Origin of the sequence: Brachyspira sp. (genome assembly GCF_050873525.1) — a bacterium.
GTDB lineage: Bacteria > Spirochaetota > Brachyspiria > Brachyspirales > Brachyspiraceae > Brachyspira.
In genome coordinates this window covers 1-10506 of the sequence record NZ_JBNMIZ010000085.1, presented here as the reverse complement: position 1 = coordinate 10506, position 10506 = coordinate 1, and the positions used below count along the sequence as shown (strand labels likewise).

Sequence of the window (10506 nt, the reverse complement as noted above, 5' to 3'; positions counted from 1 at the left end):
TTATTATAGTTATCATAATATTTTAGAAATTATGTTTACTTTAAAATTTTAATTGAAGGGTTTTAATAATTATGGAAAATAAAAAATTTACCGTTGAAGAATCTATAGAATTAATCACTCGCGGAATAAACGAAGCAATAGGACTCGAAGAGATAAAAGAAAAATTAAAAAGCGGAAAACAATTAACCGTAAAAGCGGGATTCGACCCTACCGCTCCAGATATTCATTTGGGGCATACCGTTTTATTAAAAAAAATGCGCCACTTTCAAATATTGGGACATAAAGTAATTTTTTTAATCGGAGATTTTACTGGAAGAATCGGAGACCCTTCTGGAAAGACAAAAACTCGCCCGAGATTAACTACGGAAGATGTATTGAAAAATGCCGAAACATATAAACAGCAAGTATTTAAAATTTTAGACCCCGAAAAAACCATAATCGATTTTAATTCCAGATGGCTTGAAAAAATGAGTTTTGCCGATGTTTTAGGACTAACTTCAAGATACACGGTGGCGCAAATGATAGAGAGAGACGACTTTTCAAATAGATATAAAAACGGACAGGCTATAAGCATGATGGAATTTTTATATCCTTTGGCTCAAGGCTACGATTCGGTTTCTTTGGAATGCGATATAGAACTCGGAGGCACAGACCAAAAATTTAATTTGCTTGTCGGAAGAAGTTTAATGAAAGAATACGGACTATCTCCTCAAGCCGTTATAACCGTTCCTTTATTGGAAGGACTTGACGGAGTAAATAAAATGAGCAAATCTTTAGGAAATTATATCGGAATATACGACAGTCCAAAAGATATGTATGGAAAGGCAATGAGCATTCCCGACAATTTGATTACGAAATATATGGAACTTGTAACCGACATTCCTATGGAAAATATAAAATCTTATGCCGATTCGATGGCAAACGGAGAAAATCCAAGAAATATAAAATCTATATTGGCTAAAGAAATCGTTAAATTATATCATAGCGAAAATGAAGCGGACGCGGCGGAAGAAGAGTTTAAAAGAATATTCAGCTCAAAAGGTTTGCCCGACAATATCGAAGAAATTATTATTGATAAAAACGACAGCAATATATTAACAGTTTTGTCAGTATGCATGAAAAACGAAAGCAAATCGAATTTGAAAAGATTAATTTCTCAAGGAAGCGTTTCGATTGATAACGAAAAAATTACGGATATGAATTTAAATATATTAAAAGAAGGCGTATTGAAAATTGGAAAACGAAACTTCTTTAAAATAAAAATAAAATAAAATTAGAAAAATTTTCTTAAAATTGGTTATTAAGAGGATATATGCGCGTTTTAATTCTGCTGTTATTTATATTTGTTTTTAATGTTAATCTATATTCTCAAAATAACAATAATAAAAATAATATTCAAAATAATAATACAAATAATATTCAAACTCAAACTAACGAAACTCCGAACGCTTTATTACTAATAAGCAAATTTGACGCGATGAAAAATCCCGTTTCTTTTATTAATGTCGTCAATTTCACTCCTTATGATGCATTATTGGAATATGCGAAAACTTATAATATAGAAACATATCCTTCCGATACCGAAGCCGATTTGAGAGAGAGAATAATAAAAAGGCAGGTTAATGTTCAAGTGGAACAAATAACGGGCGAAAATGAAATAAAAAGCGTAGCTCGAAGTTCTTTTGGCGGAGGCGGCGGAAGAGTTCAATTAAGAAGCGCCGATTATGTGGAAAGATATGCTATTAAAGAATCGGACGAAGAGATAATATTTTTGTATGGAAATGTCGCTATAGAATTATACGGAAATACTTTATCTTCCGACAGAGTGGTTTATAGTTTGAAAACGGGAGAAATATTCGCTCAAGGAAATTTGAGAGTTCAATCTTCCGAAAACGACCTTCAAGGCGAATGGTTTATGTTGAATAGAGAAAGCAGAAAAGGAGTTTTATTTAGCGGAACTACAAAATATCAGGCTTTCACAGTTGCGGGAGATATTATAAAATTTAACGATGAGAATTTTTACGCCGATAAAAGCAGCGTTAGTTTTTCGAGGCTCACTCCCGTAGCGCATGACTTTTTGGCAAGCAGAGTATATGTATGGGACACTAAAAAATTCATGCTGTTCAACGGCATCTATAGAGTCGGAAGGCAGCCAGTATTTTATTTTCCTTTATTCTTTCAAAACTACATGGGAACGGGAATAATAACCGCTTTCGGACAGTCTTTAAGAGAAGGCGTATATATGCAAAACAGAAAAACATTCGGTTTATACGGAATGGAACATACTATAAGATTTGACGCCTATCAAAAGCTTGGTTTTCTTTTGGGAGACGAAATAAGATATACGAGTCAGTATCATGATTTATCTTTGGACGCTATGTTTGCTTTGGGAAGGCAGTATTATTTGCTCGATTCTTATATATCTTCGAGCGTAGGATTCGGCACAAGATATGTCAACTATTTTGCGGAAGGTAAATCTGGAAAATTCAAGCCAAGATATAAATTTGAATACGACCATACGATACAGTTATATAATGGAGAAAATATAAACAGCTATGTCGTTGGAAGATTAAATTTGAATAGCGATTTATATTTTCGTTCGGATTTCTATAATCAAAGACCTGCTATGGATATAGCATCTTTCTTTACCGCAATAAGAGGAAATTTGGACGATATTGGAGACTCTTATGCCGAAAGTTCTTTGGAAAATTCTATTTATTTAAATAATTCGATTTACGGAATCTCTTTAAGGGCGGGAGCGCAATGGGATTTGGCATCCGTTAGAAATCTTTCGGTAAGCGAAAATACAAACTTCGATTATTATATGTCGAAACCGAGCAGACTTGTTTTGCCTTCGGTAGAAGCGAGTTATAGTTCGGTATGGGGAGACGAAACCTCTTATTATTTTCAAGATTTGAATATCAATTATTCTTTAGGCGTAAGCTATAATCGAACGGTAAATTATAAAACTTCCGAAGGTATATATTTTTATGATAATCCCGACCTTAACGACCAGTTAAACGAAAAGATAGCGGAAAGAAATAATGTAAGCGTATATGGAAATATGTCAAGAAGTTTCACTAACGAATTTGTAAGATTCACGCCAAACGCGAGATTAGATTATAATTATCAAAAGAGCGTTAATCCGACTGCGGAAGATATAATTTACGATAGAAACAATACTTATGTAGGTTTGGGAACTACAATGAATTTATCCGTATTTTTGCCTCGAAGCGTAATTCCTTACCAATGGGATAATTATTTTACTCCTACTATCACTTGGGAAAGTTCCTACAGTTTGGGCTATCAATTCAAAGAAATGGAAGCCGAAAGCACAAACGCGGGAGCGGGCGGAGAGTTCAGTTCGCATAATATTAATTCGAGATTGTCAATAGGCGGAACGGGATATAGTTTATTTTATATACCTAATTTGAATTTGGATGTTCAAGGATATGTTAGAACGGGATACGATATGAAACCTTATTATAACGCCGAAACCAAAAGCTATAAAATCGATTTTTCCACAAATAAATTTTTAACTACAGAAGTCGGAGGTTCGGCAAGATTATATATTGACGAATCTTATGTAACTTATAATATAGGAAAAAATTTATTAGGAACGAATTTAACCGCAAATAGCATAAACACGGTTATACATATACCGATACCTATAGGAACGATTACCGACTGGATATTATTACGAAAAGGGAAAAAGCCTTTCTTCGGAGACGGCATCATGAATTCTTTTGATTTCTTTTTTGACATTTCATATAATCATGATTTCATTAATTATAGATATAATAGCGCTTCTTTTATATTTGGAATAGAATTTGAAATACTGCAGCAATGGAGAGTTAGGTTTGCAACCACGAGCCAAAATGACAGGACTTACAGATATATAAAATCTTACGCTCAAAAAGAAAACGAGGATTGGGTTAATCCTTTTCAGGATATTATGGATTCTTTTAATTTCAAAGATTCGCAAAAAAGAATGAGCAGTTTATTTAAATTGTCGTCTATAGAAGCGAGTATATGGCATGATTTGGACGGATGGGAATTCCTCGCGACTTTTTCCGTTCGCCCTTCAACATTGCCTTCGGATGTCGCGAGCGGGTCGGTTAAAGGCTCCTATTGGGAGAAAGAATTCTGGATTGAATTCACATTAACCGACTTCCCAGGCGGCGGACTTCCAAGAAGAAGAGAATACGACCTCAATAAAACCATTACGGATTTGCAGGAAAGCGTGACCAACTCGAGTTTTATATTTTAAGTATTCGAGTTATAAAATATTAAAAAAATATAATAAATATTTTATAAAAATACTTTTTAATTTAAACTATAAATTTAATCTTATTAGTCCAACGACTTTTCCAATTATAGGCACATTTCCAAGTCTAATCGGAGGATAATTTTTATTTTCCGAAACCAGTTCTATATAATCGTTTTCTCTAAAAAATCTTTTAATCGTTATCTCTTCGTTTCCATTATTATCTATTTTTGCCACGACTATATCTCCGTTATTCGGATTTACATTTATAGGATTTACCAAAACCATATCGCCTTCTTTTATATGAGCGTCAATCATAGAATCGTCTACTACTTTTATAAGAAAATTTCCTTCGTCTTTAGCTATTGATTTTGGCAAAGTGAAAGTATCTTCCACTATTTCTTCGGCAGAGTCCATAAGCACACCAGCGTTAGCTTCTCTTGACAATTTCGACAATAAAGGAATATTTACCATGTCGTAATTTTTATTTCTGTTTACGGGAACGCTTCCTCGCGCTCTGTTTCCAGTTTTTTTGATAAATCCTTTTTTCTCCAAAGCTATTAAATGAGTAGTCACCGCTGTCGGAGATGCAAAATTGAATCTCGCCATCATCTCTTTTACAGTTGGAGGATATCCGTTTTCGTTTGTGAACTTCCTCATGAAATCTAGCATCTCTTTTTGTTTTTCTGTTAATTCTGTCATAATTATTTCTCCTTTGTTTTTTATTTTTTTTAATTAATTATTTTTCATCATGTTTAACAGTATGAATTATTATACTATATCAAAATATTAAGTCAATAGTTAAATAAATTTAAATTATTATTTTTTACAATATTTTAAAGCCTTGACAAATAAAAAAATTTTAAATATAATTTTCGTTAATATTATTTTTATTAAATTTTATTTTAAAAAAATTCTAAAAAATATTTAATAAAAAAATATTGATTATCTTTAAAATATAATTTAATTATCGGAGAATCTATGGATAAAAAAATTATTATAACTATAAGCAGAGAATTTGGAAGCGGCGGAAGATATATTGGCGAAACGGTTGCAAATCAGCTTAATATACCGTTTTACGATAAAGCCATAATTGAAATGGCTTCGGAAAAAACGGGATTTTCCCCCGATTATATAAAAGAAAACGAACAGAAATTAACGGGGACTCCTTTATTTAATTTTGCAGTTTCGGGTTCTTATGCGGGAAATATGGTATTTGGAAACGGAGAATCTTTGCAGGACACAATGTTTTTCGCTCAAAGCAATGTGATTAAAGAAGTCGCTTCAAAACATTCATGCGTTATAGTGGGAAGATGCGCAAATCATGTTTTGGAAAAATTTGACGACTGCATAAATATTTTCGTATATTCGGATATTAAAAGCAAAATAAAAAGAGCGGTTGAAGAATATAAATTAAACAGCGAAAATATAGAAAAAATTCTTAAAGAAAGAGATAAATTGAGAGAAAAGCATTATAACTATTATACGGGAAAAGTTTGGGGAGACGCTCGAAATTATCATGCTTGTTTCAATAGCGATTTTTTGGGAATCGATAATGTCGTTGAAATGATAGAAAAAATAGCGCTTAATAAAAAATAAAATTAAATAATGAAAAAAATTATTCCATTTTCTCCTCCCGATATAACCGAAAGCGAAATAGACTCCGTAGTTAAAGTATTAAAGTCGGGATGGATAACGAGCGGAGCGGTTAATAAAGAATTTGAAGAAGAATTATCAAAATATCTCGAAGTAAAAAGAGTTAAACTTCTTTCAAGCGCTACATCTTCTATGGAGTTGGCTTTAAAAATATTCGGAATCGGTGAAGGAGACGAGGTAATAGTTCCCGCTTATACTTATGCATCCACATCGAATGTAGCAATTCATCTTGGAGCGAAAGTAGTATTTTTAGACGCGGCGGATTCAATTAATAAAAGCGATTTTAATATCGATTTAAAAAAATTAGAAAATGCGATAACCGAAAAAACTAAAGCAATTATTTCGGTGGATATTGGCGGTTTTCCATGCGATTATGACGCGATTAAAAATATTCTTGAAAATAAAAAAAATTTATTCAAACCTTCTAATAATAAATATCAAAAAGAATTGAATAGAATTTTATTTTTGTCGGACGCAGCGCATTCTATAGGAGCGATTTATAAAAATAAAAGAGTAGGAAATCAGGCGGATTTTACTTCGTTTTCTTTTCATGCCGTGAAAAATATAACGACAGCGGAAGGCGGAGCTTTGGCGTTTAACGATATTGGAAATATAAAAGCGGACGATATATATAAAGAAATTTCAATTTGGGCTTTGAACGGACAGAATAAAAGCGCATTCGATAAAGACAAAGGCGGCGCAAACTCATGGAAATATAATATAGAATGCATCGGTTATAAATGTAATTTGAGCGATTTGCATGCGGCGGTTGGTTTATCGCAGTTTAGAAGATATGATAAAATGCTTGAAAACAGAAAAAAAATTGCGAGCGTTTATAACGAGATTTTAAGCAAAAATGATAAAATAATTATTCCAGAATTAAAAAACGATTATAGCGAATCTTCCTATCATTTATATTTGATTCGGATAAAAGATTTTGAAGAAAGCGACAGAAACGCGCTCATAGAAAAAATGTTCGAGCTTGGAATAATTTTAAATGTTCATTATCTTCCTTTACCTTTTCAAAAAGCATATATAGATTTGGGTTATAATATTAACGATTATAATAACGCCTTTAATCTTTATAAGAATGAAATCACATTGCCTTTATATAGTTCGTTAAACGAAGAGAATGCGAGATTTATTGCAAGTAGTATAGCGGAATATTTGAGTTAATCGTAAATTAGAAAATAAAAAGAGCCTGCCCTAAACGAGCAAGCCCCAAAGTTTCAAAAATAAATTATATCTAAATATATTTAAAAAACCTTAATAAAGTTCTCAAAACCTATTCTAAATGCCAAGCGGAAGGTCTAGAAGAGAAATATGTAAACTTCTGATAGCCTGTTTTTGCAATATGTCCCCATCCATTTGTTAAAGCATATTTTCCCCAACAGAAAGCCAGATTTGTTCGAGTATGCAATTTTTTAGTATATACTGAAGGGTCAGCTCCCAAGTAAGATTTATAAGCATAATAAGCCTGTTTATATTCTACATCGGCGCTGCCCGTATAAGCGTTCTTCGGAGTGGTGCACATATATATATCCGCTCCAAATTCATTATATTTTCCATCGGCATATCCTTCGTTCATAATAACAACTTCTACATGTCCTCTTGTTCTCTCAAAAGAGTTTCCCATAAATATTCGAAGATATTCAGCATCCGGTCCACTATATTGCCAATAACCTTGTCCATAGTCGGGGTCGTCTTTTTTGCTTACCATAGTCTCATAAAGTCCGCCTAAAGACCAAGTTCCTCTTAACCTTCCTCTATCTATCCCGTCTTCTCTATCATTCCAACTATAATCGACTATTACTGCTCCAAGGAATTTCTTCATTAATCTTTTATGATATCCCGCATATGTGTTTCCGCCATAACGAATATTTAAATCTTTATCAAAATAATAATAACTTCCTTGCGTAGGGTCTGACAAAGTATTTCCTCCGTCTTTGATAAACCATCTTCCGCCGTTACCTCCTATTCCGCGTTCAATAAATCTTCTGTAAAGAGTATTCAAAGTGGTAGTATCTTTATAGCTTACATTCGTTCGACCATTAAATGGAATATATATCGTGTAATATGTATCGTCTCCCCAGTTAGGTTTAGGCATCTCCCATGTATCATTCGTATCCATACCAGGAAGGTCAGAACCTCCGCCACTATTAGTATTAGTAGTAGGAGATGTAGGTCCAGTTGGTCCAACTGGAGTTTGAGTATAACTATTACCTCTGCCGCTTCCAGTAATATCGTCTCCTCCGCAGGCAACAATTCCTACGATACTAAATACGACTATCAATAAAACAATAGCCACTCTTTTTGAAACTTTTAATTCTTTTGTGTTAATCATAATTAACTCCTTATGATAAATTTTATTTATAGAGTTTCTCTCTATATTTATAGTATAGCAATTATTTTGTAAAAGTCAAGCAAAAAAATTATTATTGTCAAAAAAAAAAAAAAAAATAAGAAATTAACAAAAAGTAATAAAGTTATGAAAGAATTTAAGTGAATTTATAGATAGAGTTAACATAATTTAATTATTTTCTATTTTAATTAAGTGGATTTTTTTGTTTTTTTTGCAATTACGAATATTTTTAATAATTCCATCATTGCGAATAGCAAATGACAATGCAAATAAAAAACCGCCGATTAATTAAAACCAGCGGTATAATTTTATTTTTTAATCGTTTACTCGATTTATTTATTCAATCTCGCTCTCAATTCTTCAAGCTGTTTTTTGAGTCTTTGAGGAAGTCTGTCGCCGAATTTTGAATAATGATTTTCTATTTCGTTTGCCTGATTTTTCCAAGCCTCGATGTCGACTCTCATAAGCTCTTTGAAATCCGCTTCGTCAATTTTTAATCCCGTTAAATCCAAATCTCCGTCTTTAGGCATTCTTCCGATTGGAGTGTCTTTAGCCTCAATTTTTCCTTCGACTCTTTCGCACATCCATTTTAGAACTCTCGAATTGTCGCCGAATCCTGGCCAAAGCCATTTTCCGTCCGCGTCTTTTCTAAACCAATTAACATAGAAAATTTTAGGAGCTTTATCTCCCAATTTATCTCCCATTTCGAGCCAGTGATTCATATAGTCTCCCATGTTGTAGCCCGCAAAAGGAAGCATAGCGAACGGGTCGAATCTCAAAGCGCCAACCGAACCGATATTAGCGGCGGTAGTTTCGCTTGCAGCCGTAGAACCCATAAATACTCCATGGTCCCAGTTATAAGATTCATGAACCAACGGCATGACTGAAGCTCTTCTTCCTCCGAAAATAAATATATCTATAGGAACGCCTTTTGGGTCCTCCCAGTCCGAACAGATTATAGGGCATTGTTTAGCTGGAGCGGTAAATCTCGCGTTTGGATGAGCGCCTTTATCGGGGCTTGCTGGCGTCCAGTCGTTTCCTTTCCAGTCTTTACCATGCGCTGGCGGTTCGCTCATTCCTTCCCACCATACATCGCCGTCATCCGTTTCAACGCAGTTTGTGAATATCGTATTTTCTCTTATGGAATCCATAGCCATAGGATTTGAATCGTAAGAAGTTCCTGGAGCTACTCCAAAGAATCCCGCTTCTGGGTTTATCGCATAAAGTCTGCCGTCATCTCCGATTTTCATCCAAGCTATATCGTCTCCTATAGTTTCGCATTTCCAACCTTTGATTGTAGGCTGAAGCATTGCAAGATTTGTTTTACCGCATGCGCTCGGAAAAGCCGCCGCTATATGAAATCTTTTTCCTTCTGGATTAGTTAATCTCAATATAAGCATATGTTCCGCCATCCATCCTTCTCTTCTTGCCATAGCGCTTGCAATTCTCAAAGCCAAACATTTTTTACCAAGCAAAGCGTTTCCGCCGTAGCCCGAACCGTAGGACCAAATTAAATTTTCATCTGGAAAATGCGAAATATATTTTTTTTCTATCGGAGCGCAGGGCCATTTTTTGTCTTTTTCTCCGTCCGATAAAGGAGCGCCAACCGAATGCAAGCAAGGGACAAATTCTCCGTTTGCTCCTAAAACTTCCAATACTTTAGTTCCGACTCTCGTCATTATATGCATATTGCAAACAACATAAGCGCTGTCCGTAAGTTCCACGCCGATTTTTGCGATTGGAGAACCTACAGGTCCCATAGAAAACGGAATCACATACATTGTCCTGTTTTTCATCGAGCCTTTATATAAGTCTTTCATTGTTTTCTTTAATTCGTCAGGATTCATCCAATGATTTGTAGGTCCCGCGTCTATTTCGTTTGGATAACTTATAAAAGTTCTGTCTTCCACTCTCGCAACATCGGAAGGGTCGCTTCTGAAAGAATGGCTATGTTTCCTCTTTTTGAGAGGATGAGCCAATCCCAAATCTATAAGCTCTTGCATACATCTGTCGTATTCTCCGCTACTTCCATCGCAAACATATATGTCTTTCGGTTGACACATATCCGCCATTTCTTTAATCCAAGATTTAAGTTTTTCGTTTTTTAAATCTTCAAGTTTCATAATTATTTATTCCTTTTTTATAAAATTTTTGATTCATTATACTATAAAATTAATTTTTAGTAAATGATTTTTATTGACTTATTTATCGGAATATAATC

General features: G+C 34.0%; 7 protein-coding genes. 4 read left to right on the top strand and 3 right to left on the bottom strand.

Annotated elements, in window-relative coordinates; all coding sequences use genetic code 11:
• The first annotated feature begins 71 nt into the window (after positions 1-71).
• Together tyrS and ACR0QS_RS07150 are read left to right on the top strand one after the other, a co-directional pair.
• On the top strand, positions 72-1271 hold the full coding sequence (gene tyrS, locus ACR0QS_RS07155; RefSeq protein WP_432632756.1) for a tyrosine--tRNA ligase: 1200 nt from the start codon (positions 72-74) through the stop codon (positions 1269-1271).
• Positions 1272-1312: 41 nt separating this feature from the next.
• A complete protein-coding gene (locus tag ACR0QS_RS07150) occupies positions 1313-4270 on the top strand; it encodes an LPS-assembly protein LptD (protein WP_432632755.1) in 2958 nt (985 codons plus the stop codon).
• Positions 4271-4336: 66 nt separating this feature from the next.
• On the opposite strand, the gene lexA is transcribed toward ACR0QS_RS07150, so the two are convergent.
• On the bottom strand, positions 4337-4969 hold the full coding sequence (gene lexA, locus ACR0QS_RS07145; RefSeq protein ID WP_432632754.1) for a transcriptional repressor LexA: 633 nt from the start codon (positions 4967-4969) through the stop codon (positions 4337-4339).
• Positions 4970-5248: 279 nt separating this feature from the next.
• Between lexA and ACR0QS_RS07140 the strand changes: the two genes are divergently transcribed.
• The gene (locus ACR0QS_RS07140; protein WP_432632753.1) at positions 5249-5866 is read left to right on the top strand and encodes an AAA family ATPase; all 618 of its coding nucleotides are present in this window, start codon (positions 5249-5251) and stop codon (positions 5864-5866) included.
• A 9-nt stretch (positions 5867-5875) separates the two neighbouring features.
• Positions 5876-7099 carry a DegT/DnrJ/EryC1/StrS family aminotransferase gene (locus ACR0QS_RS07135; protein ID WP_432632752.1) on the top strand — a complete coding sequence of 408 codons (1224 nt, stop codon included), beginning with the start codon at positions 5876-5878 and terminating at the stop codon, positions 7097-7099.
• A gap of 109 nt (positions 7100-7208) precedes the next feature.
• On the opposite strand, the gene ACR0QS_RS07130 is transcribed toward ACR0QS_RS07135, so the two are convergent.
• Together ACR0QS_RS07130 and ACR0QS_RS07125 are read right to left on the bottom strand one after the other, a co-directional pair.
• Entirely contained in the window at positions 7209-8267 is a 1059-nt protein-coding gene (locus ACR0QS_RS07130) for a hypothetical protein (protein WP_432632751.1), read from the bottom strand.
• 350 nt (positions 8268-8617) lie between these two features.
• The gene (locus ACR0QS_RS07125) at positions 8618-10408 is read right to left on the bottom strand and encodes a phosphoenolpyruvate carboxykinase (GTP) (protein ID WP_432632750.1); all 1791 of its coding nucleotides are present in this window, start codon (positions 10406-10408) and stop codon (positions 8618-8620) included.
• Positions 10409-10506 lie beyond the last annotated feature (98 nt).

What these genes read in the sequence shown, in the direction of transcription:
- tyrS (WP_432632756.1), top strand. Translation starts at nt 72, where the DNA reads ATGGAAAATAAAAAATTTACCGTTGAAGAATCTATAGAATTAATCACT.
- ACR0QS_RS07150 (WP_432632755.1), top strand. Translation starts at nt 1,313, where the DNA reads ATGCGCGTTTTAATTCTGCTGTTATTTATATTTGTTTTTAATGTTAAT.
- lexA (WP_432632754.1), bottom strand. Translation starts at nt 4,969, where the DNA reads ATGACAGAATTAACAGAAAAACAAAAAGAGATGCTAGATTTCATGAGG.
- ACR0QS_RS07140 (WP_432632753.1), top strand. Translation starts at nt 5,249, where the DNA reads ATGGATAAAAAAATTATTATAACTATAAGCAGAGAATTTGGAAGCGGC.
- ACR0QS_RS07135 (WP_432632752.1), top strand. Translation starts at nt 5,876, where the DNA reads ATGAAAAAAATTATTCCATTTTCTCCTCCCGATATAACCGAAAGCGAA.
- ACR0QS_RS07130 (WP_432632751.1), bottom strand. Translation starts at nt 8,267, where the DNA reads ATGATTAACACAAAAGAATTAAAAGTTTCAAAAAGAGTGGCTATTGTT.
- ACR0QS_RS07125 (WP_432632750.1), bottom strand. Translation starts at nt 10,408, where the DNA reads ATGAAACTTGAAGATTTAAAAAACGAAAAACTTAAATCTTGGATTAAA.